At 61.8% G+C, this 17469-nt stretch carries 13 protein-coding genes; 5 read left to right on the forward strand and 8 right to left on the reverse strand.

The genetic code is table 11. The features are described 5' to 3' along the window. Position 1 precedes the first annotated feature (1 nt). From HBO09_RS09640 to HBO09_RS09670, 7 genes are all read right to left on the reverse strand, one after another. Entirely contained in the window at positions 2 to 2710 is a 2709-nt protein-coding gene (locus HBO09_RS09640) for a nitrate reductase (protein ID WP_169992627.1), read from the reverse strand. Then, positions 2710 to 3027: a nitrite reductase small subunit NirD gene (gene nirD, locus HBO09_RS09645; protein ID WP_169992624.1), complete on the reverse strand. Its 318-nt coding sequence runs from the start codon at positions 3025 to 3027 to the stop codon at positions 2710 to 2712. Before nirD ends, HBO09_RS09640 begins: the two co-directional genes overlap by 1 nt. Then, entirely contained in the window at positions 3024 to 5477 is a 2454-nt protein-coding gene (nirB, locus tag HBO09_RS09650) for a nitrite reductase large subunit NirB (RefSeq protein ID WP_169992622.1), read from the reverse strand. Before nirB ends, nirD begins: the two co-directional genes overlap by 4 nt. Positions 5478 to 5755: 278 nt before the next feature. Next, complete coding sequence (locus HBO09_RS09655; protein WP_169992620.1) at positions 5756 to 7423, reverse strand: bifunctional protein-serine/threonine kinase/phosphatase; 1668 nt, start codon at positions 7421 to 7423, stop codon at positions 5756 to 5758. Continuing rightward, on the reverse strand, positions 7423 to 8634 hold the full coding sequence (locus HBO09_RS09660; protein WP_032863378.1) for a nitrate/nitrite transporter: 1212 nt from the start codon (positions 8632 to 8634) through the stop codon (positions 7423 to 7425). The genes HBO09_RS09655 and HBO09_RS09660 overlap by 1 nt, the downstream gene beginning before the upstream one ends. 460 nt (positions 8635 to 9094) lie before the next feature. Beyond that, positions 9095 to 9670 (reverse strand): ANTAR domain-containing protein, encoded by a 576-nt coding sequence (locus tag HBO09_RS09665; RefSeq protein ID WP_038442299.1) that lies wholly within the window; start codon positions 9668 to 9670, stop codon positions 9095 to 9097. 13 nt (positions 9671 to 9683) lie between these two features. Continuing rightward, on the reverse strand, positions 9684 to 10910 hold the full coding sequence (locus HBO09_RS09670; protein ID WP_169992617.1) for a CmpA/NrtA family ABC transporter substrate-binding protein: 1227 nt from the start codon (positions 10908 to 10910) through the stop codon (positions 9684 to 9686). A gap of 245 nt (positions 10911 to 11155) precedes the next feature. On the opposite strand from HBO09_RS09670, the gene HBO09_RS29180 reads away from it, so the two are divergent. From HBO09_RS29180 to HBO09_RS09690, 4 genes are all read left to right on the forward strand, one after another. Beyond that, positions 11156 to 12025, forward strand: coding sequence for a secretin N-terminal domain-containing protein (locus HBO09_RS29180; RefSeq protein ID WP_346266428.1), 870 nt, complete (start codon positions 11156 to 11158; stop codon positions 12023 to 12025). A 193-nt stretch (positions 12026 to 12218) separates the two neighbouring features. Next, on the forward strand, positions 12219 to 12602 hold the full coding sequence (locus tag HBO09_RS09680; RefSeq protein ID WP_262381210.1) for a winged helix-turn-helix domain-containing protein: 384 nt from the start codon (positions 12219 to 12221) through the stop codon (positions 12600 to 12602). After that, positions 12599 to 13063: a transglycosylase SLT domain-containing protein gene (locus HBO09_RS09685; protein ID WP_169992611.1), complete on the forward strand. Its 465-nt coding sequence runs from the start codon at positions 12599 to 12601 to the stop codon at positions 13061 to 13063. The genes HBO09_RS09680 and HBO09_RS09685 overlap by 4 nt, the downstream gene beginning before the upstream one ends. A gap of 90 nt (positions 13064 to 13153) precedes the next feature. Beyond that, positions 13154 to 14179 carry a quinone-dependent dihydroorotate dehydrogenase gene (locus tag HBO09_RS09690; protein WP_169992608.1) on the forward strand — a complete coding sequence of 342 codons (1026 nt, stop codon included), beginning with the start codon at positions 13154 to 13156 and terminating at the stop codon, positions 14177 to 14179. A gap of 145 nt (positions 14180 to 14324) precedes the next feature. On the opposite strand, the gene HBO09_RS09695 is transcribed toward HBO09_RS09690, so the two are convergent. Further along, entirely contained in the window at positions 14325 to 14540 is a 216-nt protein-coding gene (locus HBO09_RS09695) for a ribosome modulation factor (RefSeq protein WP_002553055.1), read from the reverse strand. A 534-nt stretch (positions 14541 to 15074) separates the two neighbouring features. Between HBO09_RS09695 and rlmKL the strand changes: the two genes are divergently transcribed. Beyond that, complete coding sequence (gene rlmKL, locus HBO09_RS09700) at positions 15075 to 17345, forward strand: bifunctional 23S rRNA (guanine(2069)-N(7))-methyltransferase RlmK/23S rRNA (guanine(2445)-N(2))-methyltransferase RlmL (protein WP_057439518.1); 2271 nt, start codon at positions 15075 to 15077, stop codon at positions 17343 to 17345. Positions 17346 to 17469: the final 124 nt, after the last annotated feature.

Consider the following 17469-nt stretch of genomic DNA (forward strand, 5'->3'; position numbering starts at 1 on the left):
CTCACACACTGATAGCGATTGGCTGCGAAGTGTTCGCCAAAAGCCGTTTGATTTCGGGGACGCAGGAGCCACATTGCGTACCGCAGCCCAGTTCTTGCTTCAGTCCATCCAGGTCCAGGCCGCGACTGATGCCTGCACATATCGCGTTTTCACTGACGTTCTTGCAGTTGCAGAGAATCCTATTGCTGGTACTTCCACCACCGGGCGGCGCGCTGAGAGGTGCCAGCAGCCAGCGCCGCAGTTGCTCATCGGTACGGCCTTCCAGCCACAGGCTTTGCAGCCAGTGGCGGGCCAGGGTTTCGCCGGCCAGGCGGATTGCGGTAATCCGGCCTTTCTCGATTTTTACCCGTTTGCCGATAGAGCGCCGTGGGTCGTCATAGGCCATGACCGGGCCGTCATTAAGGCCCAACAGTTGGTCGATGTTTTTAAGCAACAGCAGGTCCGGCGCCTCGGTATGGGCAGCACGCAGCAGCAGCGCCGGCCGTTCACGCCCGGTCAAACTCAGGCTGACGTAGGCAAAGCACTCACAAAGCGGGCGCAACGCCTCGAAGTGCTGCTGGACGTCACCTTCGATCAGCGCAAACAGCTGCCAAGGCAATTGCACTGCTTCCAGGCGCACACCGCTGTGCTTGAGCTCGGGTTGTTTCGATAAGGGATCGAATGCCGGCTGAGTCAGCGCATTGACCCCGCCCTTGAGGAAGCGATCCCCCCAATGCATGGGCAGGAATGCCTGGCCGGGGCGCACGCTGTCATCACTGGTCACCGCGACAATCACCTGGCCACGGCGGCTCTTCAGGCTGACCAGATCGCCGTCCTTGAAGCGATGCCGGCGTAGTTCGTCCGGGTGCAGGCTGAGCAATGCCTCGCTGACGTGGCCAAACAGTTGCGCTGCTGTTCCTGTGCGGCTCATGCCGTGCCATTGGTCGCGCAAGCGGCCGGTGATCAGGGTCAGTGGAAAGCGTGCGTCACGTTGTTCTTTAGCGCCGCGATAAGGCTCGGCGATAAAGTGCGCGCGGCCACTGTCGGTCGGGAAGATGCCGTCGGTGTAAAGCCGTGGCGTACCGGTCTGCGCTGCTGCGGGAAACGGCCACTGCTGTGGGCCGATCCGATCCAGCAGGGCATGGCTGATACCTGATAGGTCCAGATCCTGGCCGCGAGTCAGTTGCTTGAACTCATCAAAAATCTGCGCCGGGTGCGCAAGAGCGAACAGGCTCGGCAGGCCGGGCCGCAAACGTTGTTCCAGGCGCTGCGCGAAATCCACGGTGATCGCCCAGTCGGCCCGCGCCTCACCTGGTGGGGCAATGGCTTGGCGGACGTGGGAAATGCGGCGCTCGGAGTTGGTCACGGTGCCTTCTTTCTCGCCCCAACTGGCGGCTGGCAGCAACAGATCGGCGAAGGCGGCGGTTTCGGTGGTGCGGAAGGCTTCCTGCAACACCACGAATGGGCACGCAGCGAGAGCCTGGCGCACGCTGTTCTGGTCCGGCAACGATTGTGCAGGGTTGGTGCAGGCGATCCACAGTGCCTTGATCTTGCCAGCCTGGACCTGCTCGAACAGTTCGATGGCAGTCAAGCCGGTGCTCGATGGCAGTTGTTCAACCCCCCAGTAGGCGGCCACTTGTGCGCGGTGCTCGGGGTTGTTGGCGTCGCGATGGCCCGGCAGCAGGTTCGACAGGCTGCCGGTTTCCCGGCCGCCCATGGCGTTGGGCTGGCCGGTCAGGGAAAACGGCCCGCAACCTGGGCGGCCAATGGTGCCGGTGGCCAGGTGCAGGTTGATCAACGCGCTGTTTTTCGCGCTGCCGGCGCTGGACTGGTTGAGCCCCATGCACCACAGCGACAGAAAGCTCTGCGAGGTGCCGACCCACTGTGCGCACTGGCGCAGTTGCTCGACGCTGATCCCGCACAGTTGCGTGACCATCTGCGGCGTGTAGTCGTGGACCAGGCGTTTGAGTTCGACCAAACCATCGGTATGAGCCTGGATAAAGTCCCGATCGATCCAGTCTTCCCACAGCAGTAGATGCAAAATCCCATGGAACAAGGCGACGTCAGTACCCGGCAGAATCGCCAGGTGCATATCCGCCAAATCGCAGGTATCGGTGCGCCGTGGATCAATGACCACCACTTTCATATCCGGCCGGCGCGCCTTGGCCTCTTCCAGCCGGCGAAACAGTACCGGATGGGCGTAGGCCATATTACTGCCGACGATCATCACGCAATCGCTGGCCTCCAGGTCCTCATAGCTGCATGGAGGTGCATCGGCACCCAGGCTGCGCTTGTAGCCGACCACTGCCGAGGACATGCACAGCCTGGAATTGCTATCGATATTGTTGGTGCCCACCAGGGCCCGTGCGAGTTTGTTGAAGCTGTAGTAGTCCTCGGTCAGCAGTTGCCCGGAGATATAGAACGCCACGCTGTCGGGGCCGTGCTCGGCGATGGTGTCGGCAAATACATTGGCCGCGTGTTCCAGGGCGGTGTCCCAGTCAGTGCGGGCGCGGGCCAGCTCTTTGCCCAGACGCAACTCCGGGTACAACGCCCGCGCCGTCAGATCGCCGGTCAGGTGCAGGCTGGAACCCTTGCTGCACAATTTGCCGAAATTGGCGGGATGCGTCGGGTCGCCGCTGACCCCGAGGATCTGCGCGCCATCATGCTCGATCAGCACGCCGCAGCCGACCCCGCAGTAGCAGCAGGTCGATGCGGTGACCTGGCGGTTCATCAACCGGCGTCCCGCAGGGCCAGCATCACCCGACCGTTTTCAACCCGGGCGTGGTGATGATGGGCGCAACCGATATCCGGGGCCTGGGCTTCGCCGGATGCCAGGTCGATCTGCCAGTTGTGCAGCGGGCACGCCACGCGTTTGCCATAGATCAGCCCCTGGGACAACGGCCCACCTTTGTGCGGGCAGCGGTCGTCGAGGGCGAAAACTTCGTCGTCACTGGTACGAAAAATCGCGATTTCACCTTTCGGGCCACTGATGATGCGCGAGCCCAAGGTGTTGATTTCTTCGAGGGCGCAGATATCCAGCCAGTTCATACCACTACCTCCAGCTGTTTGACGGCGATGGTGTCGAATTCCTTCTTCAGCAACGGCTGCTCCAGGCGCTCTTTCCACGGGTCCTGTTCAAACGACAGGGAGAACTGCAGGCGCTCGTTCAGGGCCTTGCGCTGTGCCGGGTCTTCCAGCACGGCCTTCTTGATATGGTCCATGCCGACCCGCTGCAGGTAATGCACGGTGCGTTCCAGATAGAAGGCTTCTTCGCGGTACAACTGCAGGAAGGCGCCGTTGTATTCGCGTACCTCCTCGGCCGTCTTGAGCTTGACGAAGAACTCCGCGACCTCGGTCTTGATTCCGCCATTGCCGCCGATATACATCTCCCAGCCTGAGTCGACGCCGATAATTCCCACGTCCTTGATCCCGGCTTCCGAGCAGTTGCGCGGGCACCCGGAGACCGCCAGCTTGACCTTGTGGGGAGACCACATATTGAACAGGTCATGCTCCAGCTCGATCCCCAGTTGCGTGGAGTTCTGCGTGCCGAAGCGGCAGAACTCGCTGCCGACGCAGGTCTTCACGGTACGGATGGATTTGCCGTAGGCGTGCCCGGACGGCATATCGAGGTCTTTCCAGACACCGGGCAGGTCCTGCTTCTTGATGCCCAGCAGGTCGATGCGCTGGCCGCCAGTGACCTTGACCATCGGCACGTTGTATTTGTCGGCCACATCGGCAATCCGGCGCAGTTCGGAAGGATTGGTCACTCCGCCCCACATCCGCGGGACTACTGAGTAGGTGCCGTCTTTCTGAATGTTGGCGTGGGCCCGTTCGTTGATCAGGCGCGATTGCGGATCGTCCTTGGCTTCCCCCGGCCAGGTGGAAATCAGGTAGTAGTTCAACGCCGGACGGCAAGTGGCACAGCCGTTGGGCGTGCGCCAGTTCAGGTAGCTCATGGTGTCGGCGATGGTCAGCAGGTGCTGATCGCGGATCGCCTGACGGATTTGCCCGTGGTTCAGATCGCTGCAGCCGCAGATGGCTTTTTCGCTTTTTGGCTTGACGTCGGCAGCGCCGCCCACGGTGTTGATCAGGATCTGCTCCACCAGCCCGGCGCAGGAACCGCAGGAACTGGCGGCCTTGGTGTGCTTTTTTACCTCATCGACGCTGAACAGGCCCTGTTCCTGAATCGCCTTGACGATGGTGCCCTTGCACACGCCGTTACAGCCGCAGACTTCGGCGTTGTCGGCCATGCTCATGGCTTTGTCCTGGCCCTGATGGCCGACATCACCGAGGGCATTTTCACCGAACATCAGGTGATCGCGGATCTCGCTGATGCCATGGTTCTCACGGATCTGCCGGAAATACCAACCCCCATCGGCGGTATCGCCGTACAGGCAGGCGCCGACCAATATATCGTCCTTGATCACCAGCTTCTTGTAGACGCCGCCGATTGGGTCGGAAAGGGTGATGGTCTCGGTGCCTTCGCCGCCCATGAAGTCGCCGGCAGAAAACAGGTCGATGCCGGTGACTTTCAGTTTGGTCGAGGTCACCGAGCCTTTGTAGGTGGCGAAGCCCAACTGGGCCAGATGGTTGGCGCAGACTTTGGCCTGCTCGAACAGCGGCGCCACCAGGCCGTAGGCAATCCCGCGATGGCTGGCGCACTCACCGATGGCATAGATGCGTGGGTCGTAGGTTTGCATGGTGTCGTTGACCAGGATCCCACGGTTGCACGGGATGCCGGACTTTTCCGCCAGTTCGGTGCTAGGGCGGATACCGGCGGCCATCACCACCAAGTCGGCGGGAATCACGTCGCCATTTTTGAACTGCACCGAGCCCACGCGGCCATTGCCGGCGTCATGCAGAGCCTGGGTCTGTTCGCACAGGCGAAACACCAGGCCACGGCTTTCCAGTTCGGTTTGCAGCAACTGGCCGCTGGTCTTGTCCAGTTGCCGCTCCAGCAGCCATTCGCCGAGATGCACCACGGTGACGTGCATGCCGCGCAGCATCAGGCCATTGGCCGCTTCCAGGCCGAGCAGGCCGCCACCGATGACCACGGCATGCTTGTGGGTCTTGGCGGTGTCGATCATGGCTTGGGTGTCGGCAATGTCGCGGTAGCCAATCACGCCCTGCAAGGTATTGCCGGGAATCGGCAGGATAAATGGGGTTGAGCCGGTGGCGATCAGCAGGCGATCGTACTCGGCCTCGGTACCGTCTTCGGCGATGACTTTGCGTTTGACCCGGTCGATCTGCACCACCTTGCGGTTGAGCAGCAGCTTGATGTTGTTTTGCAGGTACCAGTCCAGGTCGTTGAGCACGATCTCTTCGAACGTCTGCTCTCCTGCCAGCACCGGCGACAGCAGGATGCGGTTGTAATTGGTGTGGGGCTCGGCGCCAAAGACCGTGATGTCATACAGCTCATGGCTCAGTTTCAGCAGTTCTTCAAGGGTGCGAACCCCGGCCATGCCGTTGCCGATCATCACCAGTTTGAGTTTCTTCATGTCGTTCTCCGCAGTGGCTCGACAAATCACGCGCAAACAAAAAAGGCGCCCCGCTAGTTGCCTAGCGAGGACGCCTTTGTCCTGGTCCCGTTCTCTCGGGAAAGCCCCACCTTCGTCGTTGAAGGGTGGGGTGTATGTGGGGGTGTTGCAGAGGTTAATGCAGTGGTTGTGCCAAGTCGTGAAAAGCCGGATTTACTGGGGTTTTGGCGGATGCCACAGGGAGTTTTTGCACCATTTAAAGGCGCTATGCCCACAACTGGGCCGCTGTTGCCACAGGGTTACAGGGATAACAGATACAGCAACAGCAGATTGATCAGCAGCGACACCAGCGCCAGGGTTTGCCAGACCTTGAGTGGCTCGCGCTCCAGCAGTGGCCGGGGGCGCAGGCTCAGTTCGCGGCGCTCGGCCTGTTCCAGGACCAGCAACCATTCTTCGGCGGTTTCGTAGCGGTGATCCGCTTGTGCCGCCACCGAGCGTCCCAGGCTTTGCTGCAACCAGTCGGGCAAGTCCGGTCGATAACGGTTGGCGTTGACCGGTGTATTGAAGCGGGGTCGCTGGAACGCTTCGATTTCACCGTAGGGATAGTGCCCCGTCAGCAGGTAATACAGGCTTACGCCGACGCTGTACAAATCCTGCTGCGGTGTCGGACGTTCGCCGCTAAAGGCTTCGGGCGCGATAAAGCTGGGGGTGCCCGGTAGCAGGTGAGCGCGATCCTCGGATAACCCTGGGCAATAGGCCAGGCCAAAATCCAGCACCCGCAATTCGCCGTCATCCCCCAGCAGCAGGTTTTCCGGCTTGATGTCGCGGTGCAGGATCTGCCGGCGATGCAACATGCCCACCGCCCGCAGCAAGCGCTCGGCGATGCACTGCCACTGTGCCAGTGGCAGTGGGCCGTGCTGCTGGAACAGTTCGGCCAGGGTCTGCCCGCTGTATTCACGCATCACGTAGTACAAATGCTGACGCTCGCCGGCCGGATGGACTTCAGGAAATGCCCTTCCGGCCACTCGGCGCAGAAACCACTCCTCTGAGAGCAGGGCTTGGGCGGCGTCGTGGTCATCGTCGCGCCCAGGGGCCAGGGTTTTCAGCAGCCAGGGTTGCTGCTGTTTATCGCGCACCCGGTACAGCAACGATTGGCGACTGTGCGCCAGCACGCTCTCCACCTGCCAGCCTTCAAAGGATTGCCCGGCCTTCAACGGCGGCGGCAATGGCCACTGCTGCAACTGCACCAGCGCATCGCCCAGGGTTGCGGCGCCGAGTTGGTCGATGCGCACCAGCAGGGCGCTGGCATTGTCCTGGCTGCCCGCCAGGTGTGCGGCGTTGACCAGCGTATTTACAGCCAGGTCCAGGTCGGCCTGTTCGCGCAGGATCGCACGGATGCTGTGGTCGGCCAGGGTCGACCACACACCATCGCTGAGTAGCAGGAAACATTCGCCCTGGCGCAGTTCACCGTCGAGAAAATCCACCACCAGATGCTGATCCAGGCCCAGGGCGCGCTTGAGCACATGCTGCATGCCCGGTTGCTCCCAGACATGTTCTTGACTGATGCGCTGCAACTCACCGTCGAACCAGCGATACACCCGGCAGTCACCGACATGGGCCAGGGTAAAGCGCTGGCCGCGAAACACCAGGGCGCTGAGGGTGGTCAACAGCGGCTGGCCGCCGCCATTGGCCTGCAACCAGCGATTTTGCGCGAGCAACAGCCGGTCCAGGGCCTGGGCCACGCCCCAGGTTTGCGGCGTGGCGTAGTAGTCCAGGGCCAGGGCCTGTAAGGTCGAACGCGCGGCCAGGCCGCCATCGGCGCACTGGCTGACGCCGTCGGCGATAGCACACAGGTAGCCTTTGCTGGCGGCCAGTTCCGGGGCCGGGGTAACCAGGCGCAAGGCGTCCTGGTTTTCCTCCCGTGGCCCGATGGCGCTGGCCTGGGCAAAACTCAGCTGCAGGCTCATCAGACCCGCGCTGCGGTGACGGCAGCCGAACCCCAGGTGGTCCTCCAGCGCCGTTTCACGCCATACAGGCCGAACCACGCCAGCACACCCAGGCTGGCGAACAGCCACAGCGCCAACTGGTAGCTGCCGGTGCTTTGCTTGATCGCACCCATGCCCGCTGCCAGGGCGAAGCCGCCGATGCCGCCGGCCATGCCGATCAACCCGGTCATCACACCGATCTCCCGGCGAAAGCGCTGGGGTACCAGCTGGAATACCGCACCGTTACCGGCACCCAAGCCCAGCATGGTGCAGACGAACAGGGCCAGTGCAGCGTAGGAGCTGGGCAGGTTGAAACCCACTGCGGCAATGCACACGGCTGCCACGCCGTACATGCCCAACAGGGTGCGGATCCCGCCGAAACGGTCAGCCAGGGCGCCGCCCAGAGGCCGCATCAGGCTGCCGCCGAACACGCAGGCGGCGGTGTAGTAGCCGGCGGTGACCGGGCTCAAGCCATATTGGTCATTGAAGTAGCCGGGCAGGGCGCTGGCCAGGCCGATAAAGCCACCGAAGGTCACGCTGTAGAAGAACATGAACCACCAACTGTCGCGATCGCCCAAGGCCTTGAAATAGTCGGCCATGGATTTGGCTTTTGGCCGTTCGGGGGCGTTGCGCGCCAGCCAGGCAAAGACGATCAGGGTCAGGATCAACGGGATCAGGGCAAAGCCGAATACATTGCTCCAGCCAAATGCGGCGGCAATCAGCGGGGCCAACAGGGCCGCGAACACGGTGCCGGAGTTGCCGGCTCCGGCGATGCCCATGGCCTTGCCCTGGTGTTCGGCGGGGTACCACTGGGACGCCAGCGGCAGGGCAACAGCAAAGGATGCCCCGGCCATACCGAGGAAAAGCCCCAGCAGCAGCGCCTGTTCATAACTGTGGATCCCCAGTTTCCAGGCGAAGAACAGCGCCACAATCACGATCACCTGACCAATCAGCCCGGCGGTCTTGGGCGACAATTTGTCCGCCAACATGCCCATCAAAAAGCGCAGGATCGCCCCCGCCAGGATCGGCGTGGCGACCATCAGCCCGCGTTGCTGGGTGGTCAGTTGCAGGTCGGCAGCGATCTGCACCGCCAGCGGGCCCAACAGGTACCAGACCATGAAACTCAGGTCGAAATACAGGAACGCGGCAAACAAGGTCGGGGTGTGCCCGGATTTCCAGAAGCTTGATTTCATCACGCACCTCAGATTGGGGATCTTGTAGAAGGCCTGGTGATGGAACGACCCGCGAAGGCCGCCCCACCAAAACGAAAAAACGCCGCCACCGGGTTCGCCTGGGCAAACCGGATGTGCGACGTCTTTGTCGTGGAGGGGCAACCGCCGTTGGCTACCTGTGGTGTTTACATAGCAAGTCTTGCGCCAACCGTGACACCGCCATCGCGGCGTCGATCTCTACACAATTTTGCCGCAACGCATAAATCCTGGCAGACAGGGCTGTTGTGGCGAGCGGGCTTGCCCCGCGCTGGGCTGCGAAGCAGCCCCAACAAGATCACAATGTTTTATCAGATAGTCCGAGGTGACTGATTTTGGGGCTGCTTCGCAGCCCAGCGCGGGGCAAGCCCGCTCGCCACAGGGGGGGGCGCCAGTGTGTGAAAGGTGTGTCGATACCAATGGCGGTTTTGTAGGTGCCGTTATCTCAGCCCAACAACTCACTCATGGCAATAATCTGCTCCGCCACCTGGATCAGCTTTTGCTGGCGGCTCATGGCCTGGCGGCGCATCAGGGTGTAGGCCTGTTCCTCATTGCAGTCCTTCATTTTCATCAGCAAGCCTTTGGCCAGCTCGATGCGCTTGCGTTCCGCCAACTGCTGGTCGCGGGCCAGCAGCTGTGCTCGCAGGGCCTGGTCGCTCTCGAAGCGCGCCATGGCGACATCGAGGATCGGTTGCAGGCGCTGGGCCTGGATGCCTTCGACGATATAGGCACTGACCCCGGACTTGATGGCCTGGCGCATCACGCCGGGGTCATGTTCGTCGGTAAACATCACGATGGGCCGCGGCTGGTCGCGGCTGACCAGCACCACCTGCTCCATCACATCGCGGCCGGGTGATTCGGTATCGATCAGAATCACATCCGGGCGCACCGTTTCGACGCGTGCCGGCAGGTCGATGGTCAGGCCCGACTCATCGATCACTTCAAAACCGGCCTCGGTCAGTGCGCTCTTGAGGCGCCCGACTTTGCGCGGGGTGTCATTGATCAGCAGGATTCGCAACATGGGTGGCCTCCCGTCAGCGCAAGGCGTGGCGGACGACATCGTCGGCCATGGCATGCAGGCGGAAACTGCGGGCATAACCGGCCGGGTCGGAGCCGTCCCAGACCTTGCCGTCGATCAATTGGCTGCTGCGCATTTCTTCGTTCGTGGTTGCCACGCCCACTGCGCTTGCGGCTTGGCGATAGAGATCCAGTTGCTGCACCTGACGGGCAACGGCGTGGTAGTCGGGGTCTTCACGCAGCAGGCCCCAGCGGCGGAATTGGGTCATGAACCACATGCCATCGGACAGGTACGGCAGGTTGACCTCGCCATCGCCATGAAAGCGCAGCGCGTGCGCGTCTTGCCAGTGGTTACCCAGGCCGTCGTCATAGATGCCCAGCAGCCGTGGCTCGATGCACTCGAGCGGGGCGTCCAGGTAATCCCTGGCGCTGAGCAGTTGTGCGGTGGAGCGACGGTTTTCGAGGCTGCTGTCGATAAAACGGCTGGCTTCCAGAACCGCCATCACCAGCACGCGTGCAGTGTTGGGGTATTGCTCGACAAACGCCTGGGTGCAGCCCAGGACCTTTTCCGGGTGGTCCGGCCAGATCGCCTGGCTGGTGGCAAGGGTGAAGCCCTGGTTCTGTTGCACCGCGCTGGCGCACCAGGGTTCGCCGACGCACAGGCCGTCGATTCGTCCGGCTTGTAGATGCGCGACCATTTGCGGCGGCGGGACCACCACACTCTCGACATCCCGCAGCGGGTGAATGCCCTGGCTGGCGAGCCAGTAATACAACCACATGGCATGGGTGCCGGTAGGAAACGTCTGGGCGAAGGTGAGTTTTGTCCGGCTTTGGTGCACCTTGCGCTCCAGTGCCTCAGGACTGGTCACGCCCTGTTGTCTCAGGCCCTGGGACAGGTTGATGCCTTGGCCGTTCTGGTTCAGGCCCATCAGTACCGCCATGTCGGTCGGCGCGACGCCGCCGATGCCCAGGTGTACCGCATAGATCAGGCCGTACAGGCTGTGGGCGGCGTCCAGTTCGCCACTGACCAGCTTGTCCCGCAGCCCGGCCCACGACGATTGGCGCTTGAGGTTCAATGTCAGGCCATAGGGTTGGGCGAACCCCTGCGTCGCCGCGACCACCAGCGAGGCGCAATCGCTCAAGGCCATGAAGCCCAGGTCGAGGCTGCTCTTTTCCGGGGCATCGCTGCCGTTGACCCAGGCCAAGGGATTGGTTGCCTGGCTGTAGCCGACCTGATCACTCATCAACACCTACCTTCTGTGTGAAAAAAGGCGTCGTTCCGTAGGGTGCCTTGCAAGCCACCTGCGGGTAACGACGCCTTTGTCCTTGAGCCCGTTCCGTCATTGGCGCGGGCTGCCCTAGGCAAGGTAAAGCAAGGCACATGCCACGACGTGCGGCATGGGGTAGGCCGTCAGGCTTTCATCAAGATTGCGCCGTGGGGGCCTTTCACTATGGCGCTCCTTCATGCACACCACCCAGGAAACCCAGCGTGTTCCTTGCTCGATTTATCCCTGCGACCGTCCATGGCCTTTTGCAGCGCTGGCTGCTGGGCGGGCTGCTGATGCTCAATGCGTTGCCTGCGATGGGCGAGTCCTATCTGGCGTGGGACGAAAGCCTGCAAGGCTTCTTCAACCGGCTGGCGGTGCCCCTCGGCCAGCCCATCGTGGTCAGCAAGCTGGCGGCGGGCAAACGTATCAGCGGGCAGTTTGATTTTGCCAATGCACAAGCCGTCCTGGAGGCAGTGGCGTTGCAGCAGCAATTGATATGGTACAGCGACGGCCAGGTGCTGCATCTCTACGATGCCGGCGAGGCCAAGAGTTCCGGGGTGACCTTGCGACATATGACCGTCGACCGGCTGCGCGACGTCATGGGGCGCACGGGGCTCGACGAGGCGCGCTACCCCCTTCGCAAGGCCGGCCCTCGTTTGTTTTATGTGTCGGGGCCCGCCAATTATGTCGATCACGTCATGCGCCTGGCGCAGTTGATGGACCGCCCGCGCCCAGCGCGCCGTGAGGACGTGCAAAGAGTCGGGGTCATCCAAGTGCTCAACGCCGACGTCGCAGACCGCCAGTACGACAGGGGCTCGCAGACAATCACCGTGCCGGGTATCGCCACGCTTATCGAGAAACAGCTCGCCGAACTAGATGGCAAGGCGCGCACCGGCATCACCGTAATTGCGTATCCGCAGATCAACAGCCTGTTGATCAGGGGCAGTGAGCAGCAATTAAGGCTGATCAGGGCGCGGGTGGCGCAGTTGGATGTGCCCCAGTTTGCCCAGGGGCAGGGCGCCTCGACACCTCTGAGCGCCGATCAGTACGAACGTGTACGGCGCGCGTTTGCCCGGGTAGGCGAGCAGTAGTGCCAGGCTTCGAAAGTTCCTACGCAAAACTCCCGCAAAACTTCGACGCAGTGGGCTTTTTCCTAACGTGAAATTGATGATGGGTTTCTATAGTCGCGCTATCTCCCAGACGGTGCGCGACGCAATACCCAGGCGCCGTGAATACCCGCAGACAGGTACAGAGGTTTGAATGGTTGTTGCAGTTGAGGGCTTGATGACGGCGTCCCTCGTCTTTGGGCGTTGGACGTTGCAGGAGGATGGGCGGCTGACCACCGAAGGTCGCGACATTCAGTTGCCGCCCAAGGAGAGTCACGTGTTGCGCCTGTTGCTGGCCACGCCTGGCGTGCTGGTCACCAAGGATTGCCTGCTGGAGCAAGTCTGGCCGGATATCGACGTTGCCGAAGAATCCCTGACCCGCTGCATCTACTCGTTGCGCAAACAACTGGAGGGCGACCGTGCGCTGATTACGACGGTGTATGGTCGCGGCTATCGCTTCAATGGCCGGGCGCGGGTGGTCACGCGCTCTGGCCTGGCGCAGGTGGTGGGAGCGCAACTGGGTGCTTGCCCGGCCTGTGGATGGTGTGGTGAGCGGGTATGAAGCGCGCCTGCCGGTTGGGACTGTTGTTGTTGAGCCTGGGTGGGGCGGGCAAGGCCCAGGCGTACTGCTGGGCCGAGGCCGCCCGTCAGTACGATATCGAGCCAGAACTGTTGCAGGCGATTGCCGCTGTAGAGTCCGGCTACCGCGCCGAAGCCATGAACCACAGCAACAACAATGGCACTCGCGATATTGGCCTGATGCAAATCAACAGCATTCATCTGCCGCGCCTGCTTAAACAGGGGATCACCGAGCAGCGGTTGTTGGATGAGCCTTGCCTGTCGGTGGAGGTGGGGGCATCGATCCTCGCCGCCTTTATCAAGCAGTTTGGCTACAACTGGACCGCCGTGGGCGCCTATAACGCCGGGCCTGGGGCCGGGCCCGAGCGTGATGAGTTACGCCTGCGCTATGCGCGCAAGATCTGGGCGCGTTACGAAGAGTTGATGGCCGCGGGCAAGGGATGATCGACCGGCGGTGTGCCATGCCTCGCGCGCATCCGCCACCCCGGCTATAATCGCCGCCACCTTTCGCCGCCATCCGAGTCAAGCCCGCCCATGTATACCCTGGCCCGCCAGCTGTTGTTCAAACTTTCCCCGGAAACTTCCCACGATCTGTCCCTGGACCTGATCGGCGCGGGCGGCCGCCTGGGGCTCAATGGCCTGGTGTGCAAGGCGCCGGCGAAAATGCCGGTCTCGGTGATGGGGCTCGACTTCCCCAACCCGGTCGGCCTGGCCGCTGGCCTGGACAAGAACGGCGCGGCCATCGACGGCTTTGCGCAACTGGGGTTCGGTTTTGTCGAGATCGGAACGGTTACACCGCGCCCACAGCCGGGTAATCCCAAGCCGCGCATTTTCCGCCTGCCGGAAGCCGAGGCGATCATCAATCGCATGGGCTTCAACAACCTGGGCGTTGACCATCTGCTGTCTCGGGTGCAGGCCGCCAAGTACAAGGGCATCCTCGGGATCAATATCGGCAAGAACTTCGATACCCCGGTGGAACGTGCGGTGGATGACTACCTGACCTGCCTGGACAAGGTTTACGCCCATGCCAGCTATGTGACCGTCAACGTCAGCTCGCCCAATACCCCGGGCCTGCGCAGCCTGCAGTTTGGCGACTCCCTCAAGCAGTTGCTCGAGGCCCTGCGCCAGCGCCAGGAAGACCTGGCGGTACGCCATGGCAAGCGTGTGCCGTTGGCGATCAAGATCGCGCCGGACATGAGCGACGAAGAAACCGTGCTGGTGGCTCAGGCCCTGGTGGATTCGGGGATGGACGCGGTGATTGCCACCAACACCACCCTCAGCCGTGCTGGCGTTGAAGGCCTGGCCTACGGTGACGAGGCCGGTGGGCTTTCCGGTGCACCGGTGCGTGACCAGAGCACCCATATCGTCAAGGTGCTGGCGGCCGAGTTGGCCGGGCGTTTGCCGATCATCGCCGTGGGCGGGATCACCGAGGGCAAGCACGCCGCCGAGAAAATCGCCGCGGGCGCCAGCCTGGTGCAGTTGTATTCCGGGTTTATCTACAAGGGGCCGGCGTTGATTCGCCAGTCGGTGGACGCCATCGCGGCTTTGCCCAAATCCTGAGCCCTTCGTAGGAGCCGGCAAGCCGCCAGGCCATAAAAAAGGGCTCCTCGAAGGAGCCCCTGGGCCGAAGCCCGCCGCCCGGATGGGGCGTGCGTGGTTAAGTTGTTGCATTCTTCAAGGTGGTTGTCGGAGTTAAGTGCCCTGATTAGCCGACGGCGTGAAGTTCGTTGAGTCTGTGGATCCCCGCAGTGCCGGTCATACCGTCCCAATTGTCGCCGCGTCCTTCGCGCCACCCGTTAATCCAGGCCTGGCGTACCGACGGTAGAGTAAATGGGCAAAGCTCACGGGATTTGCCATGAACGCCATACTGATATCCGCGTAAAAATGCTCTTTCCAACGGATCACGCTTAAGTCTTCTCATAGGGTGTTTCCCTCACTTGTTGACTGTCTTGATATCCTTCAGCCTCGTCCGAGGCCGGGCAGAGTTTTTCTGCCGTTGGTGTGGCTCGCTGCCGGCGTGGCGAGCCAATGTGTCAGCGTCGTTGTGGCGCTAACCTGTGTTGAGTTCTAACCAATAGGTCACATGGATTCAATGATCGTTTTGTCATAAGCACGTAACGATAACGATGCTATAGCCATAAGCTGGGATGGTTTTTCGCCCCTTTTCTTGGGCAAAGCCAGCTATGATGTGCCCTGTATAGAGGATGGGTTTAATCCTTTAGTGAGAATACCCGCCGTCTGTAGTCGGTTATTATTCGACGAAGGGTCGGAATATTTCCTTTTGTTGCAAAAATTATCTATCTGCCCCGGCAATCAAGGTCCATAAAGCCTGGACGCCGGGGTGGAACGGCACACATTCGTGCCACGCGAGCGCTCTTCAAGAAAAGCGCTTGATTGAAAACCGAACGTGCGATGCGTCGCCCGTTCACTTATTGCTGAAAAGCCTGGAATGCCCATGTCGGATCGTTACGAACTCTTCCTCACTTGCCCCAAGGGCCTCGAAGGCCTGCTGATCGAGGAAGCCGTCGGGCTTGGCCTTGAAGATGCCCGCGAGCACACCTCGGCCGTGCGCGGCATGGCCGACATGGAAACCGCCTACCGCCTGTGCCTCTGGTCGCGTCTGGCCAACCGTGTATTGCTGGTACTCAAGCGCTTCCCGATGAAGGATGCCGAAGACCTGTACCACGGCGTACTGGATATCGAATGGCAAGACCATATGGTCCCTGATGGCACCCTCGCGGTGGAATTCAGCGGCCATGGCTCGGGCATCGACAACACCCACTTTGGTGCGCTGAAGGTCAAGGATGCGATTGTCGACAAGCTGCGCACCCCGACCGGCGAACGCCCGTCCATCGACAAGATCAACCCCGACCTGCGCATTCACCTGCGTCTGGACCGTGGCGAAGCGATCCTTTCCCTCGACCTGTCCGGCCATAGCCTGCACCAACGCGGCTACCGCCTGCAGCAGGGCGCGGCACCGTTGAAGGAAAACCTCGCGGCGGCGATTCTGATTCGTGCCGGCTGGCCGCGCATTGCCGCCGAAAACGGCGCCTTGACTGACCCGATGTGCGGCGTCGGCACCTTCCTGGTGGAAGGCGCGATGATCGCAGCCGACATGGCTCCCAACCTCAATCGCGAGCAGTGGGGTTTCACCGCCTGGCTCGGTCACGTGCCGGCGCTGTGGAAAAAGCTCCACACCGAAGCCAGCGAGCGTGCGGCCATCGGCATGAACAAACCGCCACTGTGGATCCGTGGTTACGAAGCAGACCCACGCTTGATCCAGCCCGCACGCAACAACATCGAGCGCGCTGGCCTGAGCCACTGGATCAAGATCTACCAGGGCGAAGTCGGCACCTTCGAGCCGCGCCCGGACCAGAACCAGAAAGGCCTGGTCATCTGCAACCCGCCGTACGGCGAGCGCCTGGGTGATGAAGCAAGCCTGTTGTATCTCTACCAGAACCTCGGTGAGCGTCTGCGCCAGGCGTGTATGGGCTGGGAGGCGGCGGTATTTACTGGCGCACCTGACCTGGGCAAGCGCATGGGGATCCGCAGCCACAAGCAGTATTCGTTCTGGAACGGTGCGTTGCCGTGCAAGCTGCTGCTGATCAAGGTCAACCCGGACCAGTTCGTGACCGGCGAGCGCCGTACCCCGGAACAGCGTCAGGCCGAACGTGAGCAAGCCGCTTACGACCAGGCCCCGACCGAGCCGCAAGAGCGTCAGTACAACAAGAACGGTAACCCGATCAAACCCGCGCCGGCACCGGCTCCGGTGGTCGAGCAGGCGCGCTTGAGCGAAGGCGGGCAGATGTTTGCCAACCGCCTGCAAAAGAACCTCAAGTTGCTGGGCAAGTGGGCCAAGCGCGAGGGTGTCGATTGCTACCGTGTGTACGACGCCGATATGCCGGAATACTCCATGGCCATCGACCTGTACCACGACTGGGTGCACGTCCAGGAATACGTGGCGCCCAAGTCCATCGACCCGGAAAAGGCCTCGGCACGCATGTTCGATGCCCTGGCCGCGATTCCCCAGGCGCTGAACATCGACAAAAGCCGCGTGGTGGTCAAGCGCCGCGAGCGCCAGAGCGGTACCAAGCAGTACGAGCGTCAGAGCGCCCAGGGCAAGTTCACTGAAGTCAGCGAAGGCGGGGTGAAGCTGCTGGTCAACCTGACCGACTACCTGGACACCGGGCTGTTCCTCGACCACCGCCCGATGCGCATGCGCATCCAGAAAGAAGCCGCCGGCAAGCGCTTCCTCAACCTGTATTGCTACACCGCCACTGCCAGTGTGCATGCGGCCAAGGGCGGTGCGCGCAGCACCACCAGCGTCGATTTGTCGAAAACCTACCTGGACTGGGCGCGCCGCAACCTGTCCCTCAATGGCTTCTCCGACAAGAACCGCCTGGAGCAGGGTGATGTGATGGCCTGGCTGGAAGCCAGCCGTGATGAGTTCGACTTGATCTTCATCGACCCGCCGACCTTTTCCAACTCCAAGCGCATGGAAGGCGTGTTCGACGTCCAGCGTGACCACGTGCAGTTGCTCGACCTGGCCATGGCCCGTCTGGCGCCGGGCGGGGTGCTGTATTTCTCCAACAACTTCCGCAAGTTCCAGTTGGAAGACAACCTGGGCGAGCGCTATGCCGTCGAGGAAATCAGCGATAAAACCATCGATCCGGATTTTGCCCGTAACCCGAAAATCCACCGGGCCTGGAAAATCACCGCACGCTGATCGACCTTGAAGCCGCGGGCCTGGATTTTTCCGGTCTCGCGGCTTTTTTGCGCTGGTCAAAAGTGGGCTCGATGGCTATAACTAATCTCTTAGCCAAAGTAGCGCCCCTGCACGCTGGTGTTTC

The sequence above is a fragment of the Pseudomonas sp. WS 5027 genome, from assembly GCF_012985695.1.
In the GTDB taxonomy this organism is placed as follows: Bacteria; Pseudomonadota; Gammaproteobacteria; order Pseudomonadales; family Pseudomonadaceae; genus Aquipseudomonas; species Aquipseudomonas hygromyciniae.

Bases quoted from the DNA above. Each gene is read 5' to 3' on its own strand.
- HBO09_RS09660 (WP_032863378.1), bottom strand. From the start codon at position 8,634: ATGAAATCAAGCTTCTGGAAATCCGGGCACACCCCGACCTTGTTTGCC.
- nirD (WP_169992624.1), bottom strand. From the start codon at position 3,027: ATGAACTGGCTGGATATCTGCGCCCTCGAAGAAATCAACACCTTGGGC.
- nirB (WP_169992622.1), bottom strand. From the start codon at position 5,477: ATGAAGAAACTCAAACTGGTGATGATCGGCAACGGCATGGCCGGGGTT.
- HBO09_RS09680 (WP_262381210.1), top strand. From the start codon at position 12,219: ATGACGGCGTCCCTCGTCTTTGGGCGTTGGACGTTGCAGGAGGATGGG.
- HBO09_RS09640 (WP_169992627.1), bottom strand. From the start codon at position 2,710: ATGAACCGCCAGGTCACCGCATCGACCTGCTGCTACTGCGGGGTCGGC.
- HBO09_RS09690 (WP_169992608.1), top strand. From the start codon at position 13,154: ATGTATACCCTGGCCCGCCAGCTGTTGTTCAAACTTTCCCCGGAAACT.
- HBO09_RS09695 (WP_002553055.1), bottom strand. From the start codon at position 14,540: ATGAGAAGACTTAAGCGTGATCCGTTGGAAAGAGCATTTTTACGCGGA.
- HBO09_RS09670 (WP_169992617.1), bottom strand. From the start codon at position 10,910: ATGAGTGATCAGGTCGGCTACAGCCAGGCAACCAATCCCTTGGCCTGG.
- HBO09_RS09685 (WP_169992611.1), top strand. From the start codon at position 12,599: ATGAAGCGCGCCTGCCGGTTGGGACTGTTGTTGTTGAGCCTGGGTGGG.
- HBO09_RS09655 (WP_169992620.1), bottom strand. From the start codon at position 7,423: ATGAGCCTGCAGCTGAGTTTTGCCCAGGCCAGCGCCATCGGGCCACGG.
- rlmKL (WP_057439518.1), top strand. From the start codon at position 15,075: ATGTCGGATCGTTACGAACTCTTCCTCACTTGCCCCAAGGGCCTCGAA.
- HBO09_RS09665 (WP_038442299.1), bottom strand. From the start codon at position 9,670: ATGTTGCGAATCCTGCTGATCAATGACACCCCGCGCAAAGTCGGGCGC.